Below are 18,879 nucleotides of genomic sequence, written 5' to 3'. Positions count from 1 at the left end.
GGATGCAATCAGGCTGCGCCGCTGGCCGGCGGCGTCTCGGTCCCGGCTCGCCGCCGCAACGCCGTGGCGACCAGCCGGGATCTGCTTGCGGCGAAGCGGCGGCCTAGCCTCCGTGTCGACGGTGCGCGGCGTGCGGATCCGCTTGCAGGACCTCCGCCGGCGCGGTCAGCGCCACAGTCCGGCGAACCGGACTGCCGAAATCCGGGTCGCTGGAGATGCGGCGCGCCTGCTCCCTGGCCGGACTGCGGTACCAGCCCGGATCGCGGTAGTCGCCCGGCGCGAGGTCGTCGCGCACCTTGATGAGGGTGAACATGCCGCCCATTTCCAGCGGCCCCAGCGGGCCTTCGCCGGTCATCATCGGCAGGGTGTTGTCCGGGCCCGGCAGCATGCCCATCGCGACGTGGCCGCCGTGTTCGGACATGCCGTCCTTGCCCATCGCCATGTAGCCGGGCAGCAGCTTGCGGATCTCGTCCTCGACGCCCGACTGATCGACGCCGATGGCATTGGGAATTTCGTGCCCCATCGGCCCCATGGTGTGGTGCGACATGTGGCAGTGCAGCGCCCAGTCGCCGGGCACGGCGACGAACTCCAGATCGCGGACCTGGCCGACGCCAACGATCTCGGTCACCTCGCGCCGCCACTGCGCGCGCGGCCAGCGGCCGCCATCGCCGCCGGTCACCTCGAAGCGCACCCCGTGCATGTGGATGGGGTGGTTCCACATCGACAGATTGCCGACGCGGACGCGCACCCGCTCGCCACTGCGCGCCACCAGCGGCTCGATGGCGGGGAAGGTCTTGGAATTGAAGGTCCAGAGGTCGAAGTTCTGCATCACCGAGGGGTCGGGCCGCGAGGTGCCCGGATGCAGCGCCCAGTTGTGCATGAGGAAGGCGTAGTCGCGGTCAATCGCTTCGCGCTGGCGCGGGTGGACGATGAACAGGCCCATCATGCCCATCGCGATCTGGGTCATCTCGTCGGCATGCGGGTGGTACATATGGCTGCCGTGCTGGCGCAGGCTGAACTCGTAGACGTAGGTCTCGCCCGGCTGGATGTGCCGCTGGCTCAGGCCGCCGACCCCGTCCATGCCGCTGGGCAGCAGGATGCCGTGCCAGTGCACGGTGGTCGGCTCACCCAGGCGGTTGGTGACGTAGATACGCACGCGGTCACCTTCCACCGCCTCGATGGTCGGGCCGGGCGTGCTGCCGTTGTAGCCCCAGCACTTGGCCACCGAGCCGGGCGCGAACTCGTGCTCGACCTCCTCGGCGACCAGGTGGAACTCCTTGACGCCGTTGACCAGCTTGTAAGGCAGTGTCCAGCCGTTGAGCGTGCGTACCGGGGTGTAGCTGCCGTCGGGCCTGCTTGGCGGAAGCGGCGCCGATGCCGGCTCGTCGGCCTTAGGGATCGAAGTGTGCGGATGCGCGGGGGGGTCGGCGGCGCGGGCGAGGCCGCTGGCGGCGAGGGCGGCGGAGCCCCAGCCGAGTCGGGACAGCAGATGGCGGCGCGAAATCATGGCGCGTCTCCGTGGTGATGGGCGTGGGAGGTTTCGTCGGGGATGCCGGCGCCGGGCAAGCCGCTGCCGGCGTCCACCCGTGCCTCGGTCTTCGTCTCGGGCTCCGGCAGGCGGCGGCCAATGGCACGGCTCAAGGCACTGCGCGCCAGCCAGTAGTCGCGCACCGCGTCCAGATAAGCGCCATAGGCCGCGTACTCCTGTTGCTTGGCCAGCAGCAGGTCGAAGGCGCCGACCAGCATGTAGTTGAGCTCGCGCTGGGTCTGCGCCACCACCGCCTCGCGCTGCGGGATCAGCTCCTCGCGCAGCCTGCGCAGTCGGCGCTGCGCCGACTGCCACTCGGCGTAAGCGGTGCCGACCTCCTGCTGCACGTCCAGCTCGCTGGCGCGCAGTGCCGCTTCGGCACTGGCGAGCTGGGCCTGCGCCTGGGCCTTGCGGCCGCTACCCCAGTTGAACAGCGGCAACTGCCAGGACAGGCCGGGACCGAGCAGGCGGCTGCCATCGGTTTCGCGCTCGTACTCGGCGCCCATTTCCAGCGGCCCCAGCAGGCGCTCGCGCCGCTCCAGGCCGGTCGCGAGCTGCACGCTATCGAGCCGCCGCCTGGCCGCCGCCAGGTCGAGCCGGGAATCAGCGGCGAGTTGCAGTAACTCCGGTAGCGTCAGGTTCTGCTCGGGGGGGGGCGGCAGGCCGGGCGCCAGCGTCCAGCCCTGATGGTCGGCGGTCAGCCCCATGCGCCGTTGCAGCCGGCCGCGCGCGGTACTGGCTTCGGCGCTGGCGGTCTCGGCATCCAGGGCGGCCTGGCTGGCGGCGGCCTGTTCGGCGGCCAGCGCGCGCCGGCTCAGGTTGCCGGCCTCGAAATAGCGCTGCGCCAGATCGGCGGAGGCGCGGGCCGCGCGGGCAATCGCCTGGCGCATGGCGGCGGCCTGCTCGGCACCGGCCGACTGATACCAGGCCGCTTCCGCCGCATAGGCGATGCCCAGGGTCTGGTCGGCGACCTCCAGCTTGGCGGTCTCGAAGCGCGCGCTGGCAAGGCGGCTGCGGATGGGCAGGAACAGGAGTTCGGTGAAGTTGAACGCCAGGCCCAGGCTCAGTTGCGGGCGGATCGCCGCCGGATCGTCGGAACTCAGACGCGCCGCGCTGAGCACGGGGTTGGACAGCCGGGCGGCGTCATAGACCTCGGCGGCGGCGAAGCCGAGGCTGGCGAGGTTGTGGCTCAGCTCGGGGCTGTTGAGCAGGGCCAGGCTGACCGCGTCGTCCGGCTGCAGCGGCTGGCTCAGCAGCCGCGACTGGAGTTGGCGGAGGTCGCCGCTGGTCTGGGGCAGGCCGCGCGCGGCGGTGGTTTCGGCGACCGCGGCGCGGCCCCAGTCGCTGGGCAGGCTGGCACAACTGGCCAGGCCCGCAGCCAGCAGGGCCGCGCACAGACGGCCATGAGAAAGGACGTGAAAAGTGGACAAGGCAAGACTCCATCACAGAGAACACCGCTGCCTCGGGCAGCGGGATGGAGCGGCGGGCGGGGATCAGAAGCGGCACAGCCCAGTCCCAGTTGCCTGGAGGCTGCACGCAGGACGCCGCCGGCCGCGGCGCTCAGGCGGTCTTGGGGTCCGGCGGTCGCAGCTGCCTGCCCTGGTGGGCTGGCAAGGGTTCGGAACTGCCCTGGATGGCGGCGAGCCGGTCGCGTGGTGGCTGTGGCAGCCAGGGACTGAACGCCAGGGGCAGGGCCATGCCGCCACCCGGCATGCAGTGGTTGGCGGCGCAGGGGCAGCCGCAGTGACAACCGGGCTGTCCGGTTGACGGGGCGTCGGTCTGACTTCCGGTGGCCGCCGCAGGGTGGTGATCGCCGTGACCCATGCTGGCGTGATCCATGCTCTCCGTGGCGGCGGTGGCCGTCGTGGCGGATTGCGCATGCCGGCATTCAGGCGCCGCCGCGCGCGCGATGCCCGGCAGGGCCAGCAGATGGCTGGTCAGCAGGCAGAGCAGCAGGAGGCGGCGCAGGAACATGAGGGCGGGGCGGCGAGTCTGTCCCCTAGACTCTACGCCTCTCCACGAGTTCCCGGCCAGCATGAAACTGATCAAGGCGTACCAGAACAATGCCTTTCTCAACGGCGAGGACGCCCGCACCGTGCGCATCCTCTGCGAGTACCTGGAGCCGCTGTCACGACTTCAGCGCGAGGGTGTGAGCCGCGCCGTCGTCGCCTTCGGCTCCGCGCGGCTGCGTCCGCAGACGGCGGACGCCCGGGATCGCGACTGGTTCCGCCAGGCCGCCGACCTCGGCGAGCGCCTGGCGGCCTGGACCTGCGAGAAGCACGCGGTCGATCAGCGCTACCACCTGGTGACCGGCGGCGGCCCCGGGATCATGGAGGCCTTCCAGGAAGGCGGCGCCCGCATCGACCGCCGGCTCAACGTCGGTATGGGTATCTCGCTGCCCTTCGAGCAACACGGCAATCCCTACCTCGATGCGCCGCTGGCCTTCGAGTTCCACTACTTCTTCATGCGCAAGTTCTGGTTCATGAACCTGGCCAAGGCGGTGGTCGCCTTTCCGGGCGGCTTCGGCACCCTGGACGAGCTGTTCGAGGTGCTGACCCTGGTGCAGACGCGCAAGGCCGAGCCGATGCCCATCGTGCTCTTCGGGCGCGAATACTGGGAGGAGGTGCTGAATCTGCCGCTGCTGGCGCGGCGCGGACTGATCTCGGAGCAGGACCTGGAGCTGTTCCGGGTGATCGACAGCGTCGAGGAAGCCTACGGCTATCTGACTGCGGCGCTGGACTGAAAAGGGCCGCCAGTGGCGGCCCTGCGAGCGGCTAGCGGCGGCCGGGACGCGGCCGTTCCTCGCGGAACAGATAGGACTCGAGATCCTGATCGACCAGTTTCTTCAGTTCGCGCGCTTCGCGGTACTTCTCGACATCGCGCCAATCGCGGCGGGCCTCGCCGGTGGCCGGGTCGATGTCCGGCACATCCTCGGAGTACGACTCCTCGCCGACGAAGTCGTCGTAGGTCTTGGCCACAGCCTCGGCGGCGGCCTTGGCTTCCTTGGCTTTCTTGCTGGGACGTCCTGCCATGACGGTCGGGGCTGGTCTGATGAACGAAACGGGCGCGTTTTTAGCAGTCTTTCCCCTTAAAGGGAAGTCCGTTCGTCACTGCGGCCGTTCTGGATGAAATTTGTTCACCAGTGGCGCCAGCTCTCCGGCCCGGCGCGCACGTCGCCAGTCCGCCGGGGTATCGAAGTCTGCGCGCGCCGGGCCCAGCTCCCGGGTCCGGCCGACCCGCCGCAGGCGGCGCAGGGTCTGGGCGCGCTCGCGGCCGCTGCTCCAGGCGATGCCGGCTAGCGAGGGCAGGGGGCGGCGCGCGCCGATCAGACCATAGCCGCCGTCCGGGGCCGGGATCAGCAGGTAGTCGCAGTCCGCCAGCGCCGCCGCCGCGCGCCGCAGATCGTCCGGTTCCAGCGCCCAGGCGTCGGAGCCGAGCAGCAGCGCTGGCCCTGTGGCCAGCGCGCGGCGCATCTTCGCGCCCAGATCGCCTGGCCCCTGGCGCGCCAGCCGCAAGCCCCAGCGGCGTTGGCAGGCATGGAAATGCGGATGCCGGCTGTCCGGCGCGCAGCAGAGCGTCAGCATTTCGGTGCCGAAGGCCGCAGCCGCAGTCGCTAGCGCCCGCTCCAGCAGCCGCCGCTGCACCCAGGCAGCGCCGCGCGCACCCAGGCGCGGGATCAGCCGGGTCTTGCAGCGGCCTGGCACCGGCGCACGGGCGAACACCAGGACTCTCATTCGCGGTGTCGCCGTGGAACCGGCTTCAGGACAAAGGCTGGCCTTGCGATGAACAGGCGACGCATGGGGGCACCGGTAGCGCTACTGCGGGATTCTTGGTTTTGACGGCAGGATGGTAAGCGGCCTGCGCCCAGGCTAGAGCGGACGGTCTGACGCCTCTCCCCGCAGCCACGAAGGGGCAGGTGAAACTGGAAAACCCTGTGGTATTATCGCGCCCCTTCTGGCAGTTGGCTCTGGATTTTTCGGGCTCAAGCTGGTGGGGATCGCCGCAAGGCGGTTTGCGTCAGTGGGGGGCGGTAGCTCAGCTGGGAGAGCGTCGCGTTCGCAATGCGAAGGTCGGGAGTTCGATCCTCCTCCGCTCCACCAAACGCAGATATCAGAAGTAATTTAAAGGCCTCGCCGAAGCGGGGCCTTTTCGTTTTTAGCTTCAGCTGAGGGTAGAGGCTTCAGTGGGCTCGGGGTTGACCAAGGATTGCAGCGCGCGCACCGCCAGGGTGTAGGCATCCAGCAGATTGCGGCGCAGATACAGCCGATAGCCGCCGAAGAACAGCGCGATGTCGTCTTCGAAGTCGCTGCCCCGCAGTGTGCCGTCGATCTTCACCGCCTCCGGCACCAGCCCAACGACCAGGGCGAAGGAAAATTTGTTGCGCTCGAAGAATTCCTGACCAGCAGAAACATGGCAGGCGGCGTCTCGGCATCTGGCAACCAGTTCGGTGACATCCGGCACCGATGTCCAGGCCGGCAGGTGATCGGCCAGCGTGATGCGCAGGCCCATCGCATCCGCCTTCTGCAACATGTCGTTGATATAAATGAGCAGCTCGGTGATCGCGGATTTGAACAGCGGACTCTTGACGCCGTCGCTGGTGAGAATGCCGCTGGTTCTGACTTCCTCGATGCGCAGGAAGCTGATGCTGAGCTCTTGCTTGGTGAACCAGGACATCGGTTCCTTGGACTGCGTCATGTCGCCTCGGTGCGGGAATGTGGACGCCGCAGTCTGCGGACTTTCCCCCACATGCTCAAGCGCTAGGATCCAACGGCAGCCACTGTGCCTTGGGCGTCCAGATCACCCCGGCCAGCACTGGGCGGCCGGGCCAGAGGCGCCGCACTGCGTCGACGTAGCGCAGCAACTGCTCGCGGGCGCCTTCCAGCACGCTGGCGGCGTCGCCGGTGCGGTGGGTCTTGTAGTCCAGCACCCAGAGCCGCTCGCCGTCATCGACCAGACGGTCGATCACGTTCATCTGCAGGCCCTCGTCGCCGAGCACCGGTAGGCTGACCTCGTTCCAGGCGCGCAAGCCGGGTGCGAAGTGCGCCTGCAAGGCGGGCGCGGTGAGCACCGCCTCGGCCTCGGCCAGCGCCGCTGCGTACAGGGACGGGGCGATGGCGGTGCCCAACTGGCTGGCGACTCTGACCGGCAGCCGCGCGCGATCAACCTCCCCCGGCGTGCTCAAGGCTTGCAGCAGCGCGTGCACCAGTTGCCCGCGCAGCACCGCCTCGGGCGCGATGGCGAGACTGCTGTCGGTGGCGGGTTTCTGCGCCCGCAGGGGACGCAGCAGGGCGGGATCCAGGCGCTCGGTCGAGCTGCTGGCCGGCAGCTCCTGCACTGCAGGTGCCTGCCCGCGGCTGTAGTGCAGCAACTGCGGCGGCGTGTCGGCGGAATCGTTGGCGGCGGCGGTGAGCGCCTGTGCGGCGGCCCGGCAGCGGGCATGCCAGCTGTCCTCGGCCTCGCCGCGCGCCGGCGCGAAGCCGGAGACGAACAGGTACTGCCGGGCGCGGGTCAGCGCCACGTAGAGCAGGTTGAGATCCTCGCGCTGCTCGCGCGCCTGCTCAGCGTCGACGAGCGCTTGCGAGAGCGGGTCGCGGTCGTTCTTGCTGCCGGTGAGTACCACCAGGCCGGGGCGTTCGGCGCCGATGGGCCATTCGATGCGCCAGCCGGCGCGCGCCGCGCGGGCCCCGGGCGCGGTGTTGACCAGGAACACCGCCGGTGCCTCCAGACCCTTGGCCGCGTGCACGGTCATCACCCGCACGCGCGCCTCGCCGCCCGCCGGCGGCGCCTCGTCGGGGGCGGCGTCGCCGCGCAGGCCGGCGCAGTGGCGCAGGAAGCCGGCGAGGGTGGGATAGCGGCCGTGATCGCTGTCCAGCGCCAGTTGCAGCAGCGCGGCGAGATTGGCGGCGACCGCGCTGTCCTGCGGACGGGCGGCGCGGCAGCGGCGGACCAGATCGCCCTCGTCGGCGATGCGGTCGAGCAGATCGTGTGGCGGCAGCCGTCGCGCCAGCCCGCGCCAGCGGCTCAGCAGGCGCTGCGCGCGCGCCAGCGCCGGTCGCTCCAGGCAGTCGTCGAGAGTGGCGAACCAGGTCTGCTTGGCGTCCTCGGCGCGACGGGCGAGGGCCAGCAGGTCGTGGTCATCGACCGAGAACAGCGGCGAGCGCAGCGCCTGCGCCAGCTCCAGGTCGCGGTGCGGCGCGTCCAGCACGGCGAGCAGGGCGAGCAGGTCCTGCGCCAGCGCGGTGTCCAGCAGGGTGCCACGGGTGGCACTGAGATAAGGGATGCCGGCCGCGCCGAGGGCGCGTTCCAGGGCGCCGAGATGGCGGCGCTGGCGCGCCAGCACCATCACGTCGCCGTAATGCAGCGGGCGGCTGGCGCCGTCGCGGCCGGTGACCGGGGTGCGTGCCGCGATCAGGGCCTGGATGCGCGTCGCCACCCACTCGCCCTCCTGCGCGGCGCGACGGTCTTCGCCGGTCTCGCGCGGCGTGGTCAGTGGATTGCGCAGGCCGCCATCGTTGTCCGGGCTGTCGCGCTCCCCGGCCGCAAACAGCGGCATCACTTCCACCGCGCCGTACAGACCTTCGCGCCGGGTCTCGTGCGCGTCGAAGCCGATGCGCGCGCCGGCCTCGCCGAGGAACAGGGTGTTGGCGAAGTCGATGATCGCCGGCGCGCTGCGCTGCGAGGCATTGAGCGGCAGGCGCACCGCCGCCAGTTGCTGCTCCAGCGTCTGCGCCGCCAGCTCCAGCAACTGCGGCTCGGCGCGGCGGAAGCCGTAGATGCTCTGCTTGGCGTCGCCGACCACGAAGGCGCTGCGGCCGCGCGTGGGGTCGGCGGCAAACTCGTCGAGGATGGGCTTCAGCAGCCGCCATTGCAGCGGGCTGGTGTCCTGGAACTCGTCGAGCAGCAGGTGCTCGATGCGGGCGTCGAGCTTGTAGCGCACCCACTCGGCCTGCTCGGCGCTGCTCAGCAGACGGCAGGTCTGCCATTCCAACTCGGGGAACAGCAGCGCGTTGGCGCGGCGCAGGATCTCGTCCAGCGCCGTCATCGCCGCCAGGCCCAGCGTCAGCGCGGCGCGCGTGCGGCGGTAGGTGCTGTGCCGGCGCAGCGCCTCCAGGCTCAGGCCCAGGGCTTCGAGCAGGGCGGCGTGATGGTCGAGCGCGGTGGCGGCCTGCTGCTCGGTGTAGCGCTTTTTCGGCGGCTTGAAGCTGTAGGGGGCGCTGCCATCCTTCTTGTAGAGCGCCGTTAGCAAGGCGGCCAGCCGCTCGGGTCCTTGCAATTCGTGGGCGCCGGCCAGCGCCGCCGCCTTCACGTACTGGGTGTCGCCCAGCTCCTGCAAAAGGCCGTGCAGCATGCTGATGCGAAAGCCGCAGCTCGCGGCGTCGACGGCGCCGTACGGGTCTTCGTCGGCGCTGTAGGGCAGGCGCGTGGCGAGCGCGGTGGAGAGCGTTTCCAGCGGCGCTTCGCTGCCCTCGGTTGCCGCCCAGAGTTCGGCACGGCGTTGCAAGAGGCCGCGCAGCAGCTCGCGCAGCTCCCATTCGCCGACGCCTTCTTGGGCCAGTACGTCCAGCGCCTGCGCCTCGGCGCTGTCTGGCGCGCGGTGCAGACGGGCCAGGACCTGCTCGATGGCCTGGGCCAGGTATTCGTCCTCGCGCTCGGCGAGCGTGAAGCCGGCCGGTACGCCGGCCTCCAGCGGAAAGCGGCCGAGCAGTTCCTGGCAGAAGGCGTGCAGGGTGCTGGCGCGCAGCGGCAGCTCGGCGTGTACGTAGTCCTCGAACAGGGCACGCGCGCGCTGTCGGTGGGCGTCGTCGTCCGGCGCCTGCAACTCGGCGAGCGCGGCGCTCAGGCCGGCCTCGTCGGCATAGGCCAGCTCTTCGAGACGGGCGACCACGCGCTCGCGCATTTCCGCCGCCGCCTTGCGAGTGAAGGTGAGCGCGAGGATGCCGCCCGGCACGGCGCCGGCCAGCAGCAGGCGGACGATGCGGCCGGTGAGCGTCCAGGTCTTGCCGGTGCCGGCGCTGGCCAGCACTGCGCTGCTGCGGCTGGGGTCGAGGGCGGGATTCATGATCCGAACCTCGCGGTCGTGGTAGCTGTCTCTGCCTTCCCTGGCGCGGCTTCAACTGCTTCGATAAACCCCGGCCCGTGCATCCCTGCACGGGCGCGAACGGGCATGGACAGCCATTCAAGGCTGTCCATGAAAACCCCCGTTCGCCCAGTCGCCGCGCCGACAGACGCCGAAAAATTCGCATCGCTCGCAGACGCTGTCGGCGCCATTGGCTGGCAGCGGCGCGCCGTTGCGCAGGCTGGACGAAAGCACTTGCAGGCGCTCGCTGATCGAAAACGCCAAGTCTTGCAGTGGCTCGCCGTCGAGGCCGGCGCTCTTCTGCTCCTTGAGGTTCCAGTACTCGATCTGGGTCACCGGCTCGGTGAGCAGGCTGTAGTGACTCAACTGCACCGCCTCGCCGGCGAGCATGGCCTTGCGGCTGGGCGTGAGGCCGGTCTTGTGGTCGATGACCCGCTTGCGCAGACCTTCGTCTTCCAGGCGGTCGGCGCGGCCGCGCAGGCGCCAGCCGTCGCGCAGGGTGTCGAGGTCCTTTTCGACGCTCACCACCGCCCCGGGCCACTCGCAGAGCTGCTCCGCCAGCCAGGGGATGGCGGCGCCAAACTCGCTGCGCCAGAGCCGCGCCAGCGGCCGCGCCGCCAGATCGGCGGCGAACACCGCGTCGGCGAGCGCGTGCAGGTGCTGCTCGATGGCCGGCAGGGCGGCAGCGTCGCGCGGGCCGTCCCAGGGCGGCGGCAGGCCCGGCACCGCCTCCTCGAAGGCGCGCAGCAGGCGGTGCACGCGGTCGCCGTAGTCGCGGCGGTCCACCGGCGCATCGGGCGCTTCGAGTAGCTCCAGGCCCAGGGCGTAGCGGGCGTGGAAGGCGTAGGGGCAGTCGATCAGGGTCTGGTGGCCGCGCGCCGACAGCGCCCGCTCCCACAGCGGCGCGGTGGCGGCGGGCGCCGGTGGCGCCAGGTTGGCGTCCGGCAATGCCGACTCGGCGGCGATCTCGGCCAGCGGCGCGCGCGCGGCCAGGGCGCGGTCCTGCGCCAGCGGCGTGCCCGCCGCCGCCGCAAAGGCTGCCAGCGCCGCCAGCGCCGGATGCAGTTGCGCGGTTTCGCCGGCCTCGCCAGGGGCGTAGATCAGCCGCACCTGGGGGGCGGCTTCCAGCAGCCGGCGCAGCCGCGCCAGCCCCAGGGCCTGGCGTTCGGCGGCCGTGGTCAGGCCCAGTTCGCGGCGCACGCTGCGGTTGAAAAAAGGCGCCTGGCCGCCCTCGGCGAGCAGGGCCGGGGTGGCGCCGAGCAGGATCAGCGCATCCGCGCGCAGGCCCTGGGTCTGCGCCAGCGTCAGCAGTTGCACCCGCGATTGCGGATCGCCGGTGTTGAAGCTGGCGTCTTCCAGCGCTGCGTCGAGCAGGGCGCGGAAGGCCGGCCAACTGGGGCTGAGGCCGGTGCCGGCCAGGGCCTCGCGCAGCTCGCTCAGGCGCTCCAGCACCCGCGCGCCGGCGGGGTCGGCCGCAAGGCCCGACGCCAGGCCGCTGGCTTCCAGGCTGGCGAGCAGGCCATCGGCATGCACCGGCGCCGGATGCGGGCCGCGCAGGCTCTCCAACTTCTGGCCGGCGGCGACCAGACGGTCCCAGCGCGCCCGCTCGGCGGGGCTGTCCATCAGCGCGCGCCAGCGCGCCGCGCCGCCGCCGACTTTCTGGGCATAGGCGCGCGGCTCCAGGCTCTCGGCCCAGGCCTCGCCGTCTTCGAGCAGGCCGGACTTGAGCACCGCCATCAGCGATGGATAGGGGAAATCGGCGTCCAGGCAGCTCAGCCAGGCGTCCAGGCTGGCGGCGGCGCGGCTGGTGGCCAGCGCCCAGCCGCCACGGTCGGCGAGGCTCAAGCCCGCCCGCTCCAGCCGCGCGCGCAGGCGCCGCGCCTGGCGGCGGTCCTCGCAGACCACCGCTACCCGGCGGGCGCCGGCGAGCAGAGCCTCGCGCACCGCCAGATCGGCGATCTGCGCCTCGTGCTCGGCCTCGGCGGCTTCCACCAGGGCGAGGTCGCCGGCTGCGGCCGCGTTCAGCGCCAGGGCGCGTTCGCGGGCCAAACCTTCGCTGGCATAGGCGGCGTCGAGCAATAGGCCGCGCGGGCTGTTGTTTTCGGCATCCAGCAACTGCGGGCTCTGCCCGAGTTGATCGGCCAGACGGCGCAGCGCCAGGCCGTCTCGACCGTCGAGCCTGCCCTGGCTGAGCAGGCGGGCACCGCCGCGCGCCAGCAGCGGCGCGATGGCGGCAGCCTCGGCCGGCTTCAGGGCATCGAAGCCCAGGAACCACAAGGGGTGTTCAGCGGGCCACTGTGCCAGCGTCGCCGCCAGCGCCTGGCGCTGGGCGACGGCCGGCGCGCGCGTGCCCAGTTCCTCGCGGAAGGCGCGGTGCAGGCGGTGCACGATCTGCGCCTCGCGCGACAGCGCCGCCAGCGGCCGATCGGCGCCGTAGCCGCGCTGCAGCAGCGCTTCCAGCGCCGCCTCGTCGTCCGGCAGCGCGGCCTGCTGCTGTTCCAGCTCCTCGAACAGGGCGTAGAGCGCGTCGGCCACCCGCAGCGGCGTCTGCCCGGGGAACAGGAAGCGGAACCGCGCCACCGCCTCGGCCAGGCGCAGCCGGCAGGCCAGTGGCGACGCCGCTTCCGGGCTGACAGCCAATTGATGGAGGCCGAGGATGCGCGGCGCCAGCAGCGCGCCGCCACTGGCGCGGGTCAGGCTGCGCAGCAAGGGCGGCGTCAGCGCCGGGCTGGCGACCACCAGCGTGAGGGCGCTGAGATCGGGCAGACGCGCGCCGGGTTCGGCGAGGATCAGCCCGGCGGCGGCTTCGGGGAAGTCCGCGCCGGGCGGCAGCAGCAGGAAGGGCGCGTCGGTCATGACGACGCGCGGGGCACTACCGCTCCAGCAGCGCCAGCTTGTTGGGCTTGCCGTCCCATTCCTTGGCGTCGGCGGGGATGCCACGGCGCTCGGTGATCACCGGCCAGCTCTTGGCCAGCTCGGCGTTGAGCGGCTTGAACTGCAACTCGTGTTCCTTGAGATCGTCCTCGGCCTTGATCGCATTGGCCGGGCACTCGGGCTCGCAGAGCGTGCAGTCGATGCATTCCTCGGGGTCGATCACCAGGAAGTTCGGGCCTTCGTGGAAGCAGTCCACGGGGCAGACTTCCACGCAGTCCGTGTATTTGCACTTGATGCAGTTTTCGACGACGACGAAGGTCATTGCAGCGGCTCGGTGTAGCTTCGAAAGGTCGCGCATTTTACGGCAGCGATGGCCCGGGGCCCAAACCCGCATCCGGACGAGGCGCCGGGCCTGGTCCGAGCGGGGTCAATCGCGGCCTCAGCCGAGGTCGCCGTGCAGGCTCAGCAGGGCGGCCAGCAGGGCCACCGGCGCGGTCTCGGTACGCAGGATGCGTGGCCCCAGCGCCAGCCGCTGCCAGCCGTGGCGGTCGGCGAGCGCCAGCTCGGCCTCGTCGAAGCCGCCTTCCGGGCCGATCAGGGCGGTGACGGTCTCGGCCCGGGCCAGCGCCGACAGCCGGGTCTGGCCGCCGGGCGCCAGGATCAGCTTGAGGCCGGGCCGTTCGCCGGCGACGAAGTTCTCGAAGCGCTCGGGTGCGGCCACGGTGGGCAGGCGGGTGCGGCCGGATTGCTCGGCGGCGCCGGTCACCACGCCGCGCCAGTGCTCGATCTTCTTCTCCCAGCGCTCGCCGTCGAGCTTGACCACCCCGCGCGCCGACAGCAGCGGCAGGAAACCGGTGGCGCCCAGTTCGGTGGCCTTCTGCAGGGCGTAGTCCATGCGCTCGCCCTTGGAGACGCACTGGGCGATGCTCACCGTGATCGGCGCTTCGCGATCAATCGGGTCGTGGCTCAGTACCCGCAGGCTGGCCGAGCGCCGGGCGACCGCTTCCAGCACCGCGCCATATTCGCCGCCCTCGCCATTGAACACGGTCAGGCGCTCGCCATTGCCCATGCGCAGCACCTGCACGAGGTGGCGCACCGCCTCCTCCGGTAGCTCCAGCAGCGCGCCGACGGCGAGCGGCTGTGGCAGGTAGACGCGGGTCATGCCGGGTCGCGGGTGGCGACGTCCACCGCCTCGCAGAGCACCTCGCACATCTTCTGGGCGTCCTTGGCGCTGATCGCGTAGGGCGGCATCAGGTAGAGCACATTGCCCAGCGGCCGCAGCACCACGCCCTTCTCCAGCGCATGCCGGTAGGCGCGCAGGCCGCGCCGCTCGCTGGCGGGAAAGTCTTCGCGCTTGGCGACATTGCGCACCATCTCCACCGCCAGGATCAACCCGGTCTGGCGCACCTCGGCGACGTGGCGGTGCGTGCGCAACTCGGCGGTGTGCGCCCACAGGAGCTGCGCCAGCACGGCGTTGGCGGAGAGCGCATTGGTCTCCTCGAACAGGCTCAGCGAGGCCAGGCCGGCGCGGCAGGCCAGCGGGTTGCCGGTGTAGCTGTGGCTGTGCAGAAAGGCCTTGTAGGCGGCGTAGTCGGCGTAGAAGGCCTGGTAGATCTCCTCGCGGGTCATCACCGCCGCCAGCGGCAGGGTGCCGCCGGTGAGGCCCTTGGACAGGCACATGAAGTCCGGGGTGATGCCGCGCTTGGCGCCCCGGCCGTAGACCGCCGGCGGCGCCTGCTCGCAGGCGAAGAAGCTGCCGGTGCGGCCGAAGCCGACCGCGATCTCGTCGGCGATCAGATGCACGCCGAACTCGTCGCAGGCCTGGCGCGCCAGGGTCAGGTATAGCGGGTGGTACATGCGCATGCCGCCGGCGCACTGCACGAGGGGTTCCAGAATCAGCGCGCAGACCTCGTCGGCGTGCCGTTCCAGCACCAGCCGCAAGTGCTCGAACTGGCGGCGGCTGTGATCCTCCCAGCTCTGGCCGGGGGTGCGCGTGTAGCAGTCGGGCGAGGGCACGAAGATCGGTTGCAGCAGCAGCGGCGCATAGCTGTCGCGGTACATGCTCGGGCCGCCCACCGCCAGCGCACCCAGGGTCTCGCCGTGATAGCTGTTGCTGAGCGCGATGAAGCGCTGCTTGTTCGGCTTGCCCAGGTTCTGCCAGTAGTGAAAGCTCATCTTCAGCGCCGCTTCCACCGCGCTGGAACCGTTGTCGGTGTAGAAGCAGCGCGGCAGGCCGCTCCGCGCCGCCAGTTGCTCAGCGAGGAGGATGCCCGGCTCGTGGGTGAAGCCGGCGAAGATCACGTGGTCCAGCGTGTCTAGCTGCTGCTTGAGCGCGCCGACGATGGTCGGGTGGCGATGGCCCCAGAGGTTGGTCCACCAACTGCTCACCGCGTCGAGGTAACGCTTGCCCTCGTAGTCCTCCAGCCAGACGCCCTCGGCGCGGGCGATGGGGATCAGCGGCAGCTCGGACTCGTGGTCCTTCATCTGCGTACAGGGCTGCCACACATGCGCCAGCGAGCGGGCGCGCCAATCGGCGTTGGACGTAGACGCTGGGCTACTCATGGCTGAACACGTGGTCTGGATCGAATCGGAATCTTCTGAAGGCTTCCAACCTCAGAAGCCAGGCAAAATACGGGACCTCGTCCGCCAAGGCATCGGCCAGAGGGTGTACGGCAACTAAGCCAGCCGAGTGGGTGAAATAGCGGCCATCAGTCACCGCGCGGAGGATGGTATCGCCTACCGGGAACTGGCCGTCGTAAATGTGATGAACCGACCATGACCTGCCCACCGCTGTCCTGGTTGGGCGCTCCCCTCCTGCGAGCAGGAAGGCTGCGATTGCGGGGCCGTTGGATCGCGAGTCGGGCGCGACCTTTGCGGCTCTCAGTTTGGCTTTCAGCTCATCCGAGTACGTGTGGTAAGGGATTCTTACGATTCCCGGCATGAGCAAGAGAGCCTCCCGCGGCCACCGGATGAAGTGATCGCGCTTTTCCCAAACCTGGTCTGCAACGGCCATCACATCCGGTGCCGTTTGCCGGCGCAGCAGATCAAATGGGACTTGCATCGGCCGCTCTAGAGAGTCTTCACCAGTACGATGGAATTGCGCCGGTAGTTGTAGATGCGCTGTTTCTGCACCGGCAGGTCTTCGATCCGGCCTTCGACGAAGCCGTGCTCCAGAAACCAGTGCTCGGTGGTGGTGGTGAGCGCGAAGATCTGCTTCAAGCCCTGCTGGCGGGCGGTGTCCTCGGCGCGCTTGAGCAGGGCTTCGGCGCGGCCCTCGCCACGGTAGTCGCTGTGCACGGCGACGCAGGAGAACTCGCCCATGCTCTTGGCCGGGAAGGGGAACAGCGCGCAGCAGGCGATCACCAGGCCGTCGCGCACCATCACGTCGAACTGGCCGATCTCGAGTTCGAGCTGCTCGCGCGAGCGCGGCACCAGCACGCCGGCGTCCTCCAGCGGTTTGATCAGCGCCAGGATGCCGCCGACATCCTCGATGCTGGCCTCGCGCACCGCCTCGTAATGGGCGTCGGTGTAGACCATCAGGCCGACGCCGTCGCGGGTGTAGAGCTCGCGCAGCAGCGCGCCTTCCTCGGCGGCACCGACCAGATGGGTACGCTTGACGCCGCCACGGCCGGCGGCCAGCGCGGCGGCGAGGTGGGCGCGGTCGCGGTCGGCGAGCGCGGCGGTTTCGAACAGGCGCGTCGCCTCGCCTAGCGAGAGCTGACCGGCGTCGCCGGTGTCGGCCGCGAGTTTCCAGTCGTCCGGGTTGGAATTGACCAGGAACACCAGCTTGTCGGCGGAGAGTTCCATGGCCACCGCCGTGGCGATGTCCTCGTAGCGCAGGTTGAAGATTTCGCCGGTGGGCGAGTAGCCGGTGTTGCTGACCAGGGCGATGCGACCCTGATCCAGAACCTGGCGGATGCTCTCGGCATCCACCCGCCGTACCTCGCCGGTGTAGAGATGGTCGATGCCGTTGCGCACGCCCACCGGCTTGGCGACGATCCAGTTGCCGCCCGCGACCTTGATCCGCGCGCCGCCCATCGGGGTGGACGCCAGCGAGGTCGAGAGCTTGGCCTCGATGGCCATGCGCAGGCTGCCGGCGGCGTCGAGCACGCATTGCAGGGTGTCGGCATCGGTGATGCGCAGGCTGCCCTGGTGTTTGGACTCGATGCCCTGACGCCGCAGGCGTTGCTCGATCTGCGGCCGCGCGCCGTGCACCAGCACCAGCTTGACGCCCAGGCTGTGCAGCAGGGCGATGTCGTAGAGGAAATGCTCGAAGTCCTCGCGCTCGCAGATCTCGCCGCCGAAGGCGAGCACGAACACCCGGTCCACGTGCGCGTGCACGTACGGAGCGGCGGCGCGCAGGGCGCGGACGAATTCGGCGGGATTCATGGCTCGCGGATTATAGGGGCGCCGGGGCTGCCGCCGGCCCTCGCATCGTCGGGAGAGCGTTGGGGTGGTCGCTATAATCTCGGCATGTCCGATCTTTCTCCCCACCAGGCGCTCGGCGCCCTGCTGCAGCGTGCCGGTTTCGACCAGGACGCCAGCGAATTCCACGGCGCCCTCTGCGGCGCGCTCTGTGTCCGGCTGCCGGCCGACATCGACCCCTTGCAGTTGCTGGAACGGGTCAGCAGCGAGCCGCCGGCGCCGGAGACCCGCTCGCCCCTGCTGAGCCTGCGCGACGCCACCTTGCGCGAGCTGGCCGCCCCCGACTCCGGCATCCGCCTGCTGCTGCCCGAGGACGAGCTGCCGCTGAGCCAGCGCGCGCGGGCGCTGGGCCAGTGGTGCGAGGGCTTCCTGCTGGGGCTGGCCAGCCGGGGCGGGCTCAACCTGCGCCAGGCCTCGCCGGAGGTGCGCGAGGTGGTGGAAGACCTCACACAGTTCACCCGCGCCGAGTTCGACGAGGGCGACAACGCCGAGGTCGAGGAAGAGGCCTACGCCGAACTCGTCGAGTACGTGCGGGTCGGATTGCAACTGGTGTTCATGGAGCTGGCGCCGCGCCAGCCCGCCGCCAACGACCAGACCATCCATTGAGCCGCCGCACAGGACCCTGTCATGCGCCCCAACGATCACCAGTTGACTGAATACGCCAGCCGCCGTGCCGAGCTGATGCGCCGCATCGGCGCCGACGGCGTTGCCATCATCCCCAGCGCCTCGGAAGTCACCCGCGCCCGCGACACCCAGTACCGCTTCCGCCAGGACGCCGACTTCGCCTACCTCACCGGCTTCACCGAGCCGGATGCGGCGGCGGTGCTGGCGCCGGGCCGCAAGGACGCCGAGGGCAACCTGGCCGAGTTCATCCTGTTCGTGCGGCCGCGCAATGCCGAGCGGGAGATCTGGGACGGCCGCCGCTACGGCCCGGAAGGCGCGGTGAGCCTGTTCGGCGCCCACGAGGCGCGCTCCATCGAGGATCTGGAGACCGAGCTTCCCCGCCTGCTGGCCGGCCGCGAGACCGTGCACTACACCCTGGGTGAGTACCCGGCGCTGGACCCGAAGATCATCGCGGCGGTCAAGCACATCCGCGATGTCTCCCGACGTGGCGCTGCCGCGCCGCACACCATCGTCGCGCTGGAGCAGACGCTGCACGAGATGCGGCTGATCAAGCGTCCGGCCGAGATCGAGTTGCAGCGCACTGCCTGCGAGGTGAGTGCCGCCGCCCATGTGCGCGCCATGCGCGCTACCAAGCCCGGTCGCAACGAGTGGGAGATCGCCGCCGAGATTCACGCCGAGTTCGTGCTCAACGACTGCGAGCCCGGCTACGGCACCATCTGCGGCGGCGGCGATAACGCCTGCATCCTGCACTACACCGAGAACAACGCGCCGCTCAAGGACGGCGAGCTGCTGCTGATCGACGCGGGCGCCGAGTACCGTGGCTACACCGGCGACATCACCCGCAGCTTTCCCATCAACGGCAAGTTCAGCGCCGCCCAGCGCGCGGTCTACGAGGTGGTGCTGGCGGCGCAGAAGGCGGCCATCGCCGAACTCACGGTCGGCAATCTCGCCAGCCGTCCGCACGAGGTGGCGATCCGCGTGCTCACCGACGGCATGGTGCGCTTGGGCCTGCTCCAGGGCGAGGTGGACGAGCTGATCCGCAGCGAGCGCCACAAGCAGTTCTACATGCACGGCACCGGCCATTGGCTGGGCATGGATGTGCACGATGTCGGCCGCTACAAGCTGGCCGGCGCCTACCGGCATTTCCAGGCCGGCATGGTCATGACCGTCGAGCCCGGCCTCTACATCGCGCCCGGCACCCCTGACGTGCCCAGCGAGTACTGGGGCATCGGCATCCGCATCGAGGACGACGTGCTGGTGACCGAGCAGGGTCCCGAGGTGCTGACCGCCGGCGTGCCCAAGGAAATCGACGAGATCGAGGAGCTGATGGCCACGGCCTAGTCTTCGACGG

16 protein-coding genes and 1 tRNA gene are annotated in these 18,879 nt (G+C 70.3%); 4 read left to right on the top strand and 13 right to left on the bottom strand.

Going from position 1 to position 18,879, the window contains the following annotated elements:
- Positions 1-103 precede the first annotated feature (103 nt).
- The 3 genes from ED208_RS12000 to ED208_RS11990 all read right to left on the bottom strand — a co-directional run bounded on the left by ED208_RS12000 (position 104) and on the right by ED208_RS11990 (position 3,502).
- A complete protein-coding gene (locus tag ED208_RS12000; RefSeq protein WP_123212242.1) occupies positions 104-1,504 on the bottom strand; it encodes a multicopper oxidase family protein in 1,401 nt (466 codons plus the stop codon).
- Entirely contained in the window at positions 1,504-2,958 is a 1,455-nt protein-coding gene (locus ED208_RS11995) for a TolC family protein (protein WP_123212146.1), read from the bottom strand. Before ED208_RS11995 ends, ED208_RS12000 begins: the two co-directional genes overlap by 1 nt.
- A gap of 130 nt (positions 2,959-3,088) precedes the next feature.
- Positions 3,089-3,502, bottom strand: a complete 414-nt coding sequence (locus ED208_RS11990; RefSeq protein ID WP_123212145.1) for a hypothetical protein — start codon at positions 3,500-3,502, stop codon at positions 3,089-3,091.
- Positions 3,503-3,563: 61 nt separating this feature from the next.
- On the opposite strand from ED208_RS11990, the gene ED208_RS11985 reads away from it, so the two are divergent.
- Positions 3,564-4,271, top strand: a complete 708-nt coding sequence (locus tag ED208_RS11985) for an LOG family protein (protein ID WP_123212144.1) — start codon at positions 3,564-3,566, stop codon at positions 4,269-4,271.
- A gap of 31 nt (positions 4,272-4,302) precedes the next feature.
- Here ED208_RS11985 and ED208_RS11980 read toward each other — a convergent pair whose 3' ends face one another.
- Together ED208_RS11980 and ED208_RS11975 are read right to left on the bottom strand one after the other, a co-directional pair.
- Positions 4,303-4,560, bottom strand: a complete 258-nt coding sequence (locus tag ED208_RS11980; protein ID WP_123212143.1) for a hypothetical protein — start codon at positions 4,558-4,560, stop codon at positions 4,303-4,305.
- A gap of 75 nt (positions 4,561-4,635) precedes the next feature.
- On the bottom strand, positions 4,636-5,262 hold the full coding sequence (locus ED208_RS11975) for a TIGR04282 family arsenosugar biosynthesis glycosyltransferase (RefSeq protein WP_123212142.1): 627 nt from the start codon (positions 5,260-5,262) through the stop codon (positions 4,636-4,638).
- 290 nt (positions 5,263-5,552) lie between these two features.
- Between ED208_RS11975 and ED208_RS11970 the strand changes: the two genes are divergently transcribed.
- Positions 5,553-5,628: transfer RNA gene (locus ED208_RS11970), tRNA-Ala, on the top strand.
- 61 nt (positions 5,629-5,689) lie between these two features.
- Here ED208_RS11970 and ED208_RS11965 read toward each other — a convergent pair.
- The 8 genes from ED208_RS11965 to argA form a co-directional block, all read right to left on the bottom strand.
- Positions 5,690-6,223: a hypothetical protein gene (locus ED208_RS11965; protein ID WP_123212141.1), complete on the bottom strand. Its 534-nt coding sequence runs from the start codon at positions 6,221-6,223 to the stop codon at positions 5,690-5,692.
- Between the two features lie 55 nt (positions 6,224-6,278).
- Positions 6,279-9,587: a UvrD-helicase domain-containing protein gene (locus tag ED208_RS17720; protein ID WP_123212140.1), complete on the bottom strand. Its 3,309-nt coding sequence runs from the start codon at positions 9,585-9,587 to the stop codon at positions 6,279-6,281.
- A 117-nt stretch (positions 9,588-9,704) separates the two neighbouring features.
- Positions 9,705-12,461 carry a PD-(D/E)XK nuclease family protein gene (locus ED208_RS11955; protein ID WP_123212139.1) on the bottom strand — a complete coding sequence of 919 codons (2,757 nt, stop codon included), beginning with the start codon at positions 12,459-12,461 and terminating at the stop codon, positions 9,705-9,707.
- Positions 12,462-12,477: 16 nt separating this feature from the next.
- Positions 12,478-12,801, bottom strand: a complete 324-nt coding sequence (fdxA, locus tag ED208_RS11950; protein WP_123212138.1) for a ferredoxin FdxA — start codon at positions 12,799-12,801, stop codon at positions 12,478-12,480.
- Between the two features lie 117 nt (positions 12,802-12,918).
- On the bottom strand, positions 12,919-13,641 hold the full coding sequence (locus tag ED208_RS11945) for a 16S rRNA (uracil(1498)-N(3))-methyltransferase (protein ID WP_123212137.1): 723 nt from the start codon (positions 13,639-13,641) through the stop codon (positions 12,919-12,921).
- On the bottom strand, positions 13,638-15,041 hold the full coding sequence (bioA, locus tag ED208_RS11940) for an adenosylmethionine--8-amino-7-oxononanoate transaminase (RefSeq protein ID WP_123212136.1): 1,404 nt from the start codon (positions 15,039-15,041) through the stop codon (positions 13,638-13,640). Before bioA ends, ED208_RS11945 begins: the two co-directional genes overlap by 4 nt.
- On the bottom strand, positions 15,034-15,540 hold the full coding sequence (locus tag ED208_RS11935) for a hypothetical protein (RefSeq protein ID WP_148044749.1): 507 nt from the start codon (positions 15,538-15,540) through the stop codon (positions 15,034-15,036). Before ED208_RS11935 ends, bioA begins: the two co-directional genes overlap by 8 nt.
- Before the next feature lie 8 nt (positions 15,541-15,548).
- Complete coding sequence (gene argA / locus ED208_RS11930) at positions 15,549-16,868, bottom strand: amino-acid N-acetyltransferase (RefSeq protein ID WP_123212134.1); 1,320 nt, start codon at positions 16,866-16,868, stop codon at positions 15,549-15,551.
- A gap of 84 nt (positions 16,869-16,952) precedes the next feature.
- Here argA and ED208_RS11925 point away from each other — a divergent pair, with 84 nt between their 5' ends.
- The gene (locus tag ED208_RS11925; RefSeq protein ID WP_123212133.1) at positions 16,953-17,510 is read left to right on the top strand and encodes a UPF0149 family protein; all 558 of its coding nucleotides are present in this window, start codon (positions 16,953-16,955) and stop codon (positions 17,508-17,510) included.
- Positions 17,511-17,531: 21 nt separating this feature from the next.
- Positions 17,532-18,869, top strand: a complete 1,338-nt coding sequence (gene pepP, locus ED208_RS11920; protein ID WP_123212132.1) for a Xaa-Pro aminopeptidase — start codon at positions 17,532-17,534, stop codon at positions 18,867-18,869.
- The last annotated feature ends 10 nt before the right edge of the window (positions 18,870-18,879 follow it).

The sequence above is a fragment of the Stagnimonas aquatica genome (genome assembly GCF_003730135.1).
GTDB classification, from domain to species: domain Bacteria; phylum Pseudomonadota; class Gammaproteobacteria; order Nevskiales; family Nevskiaceae; genus Stagnimonas; species Stagnimonas aquatica.
This window is presented reverse-complemented; position numbering and strand designations above follow the sequence as displayed.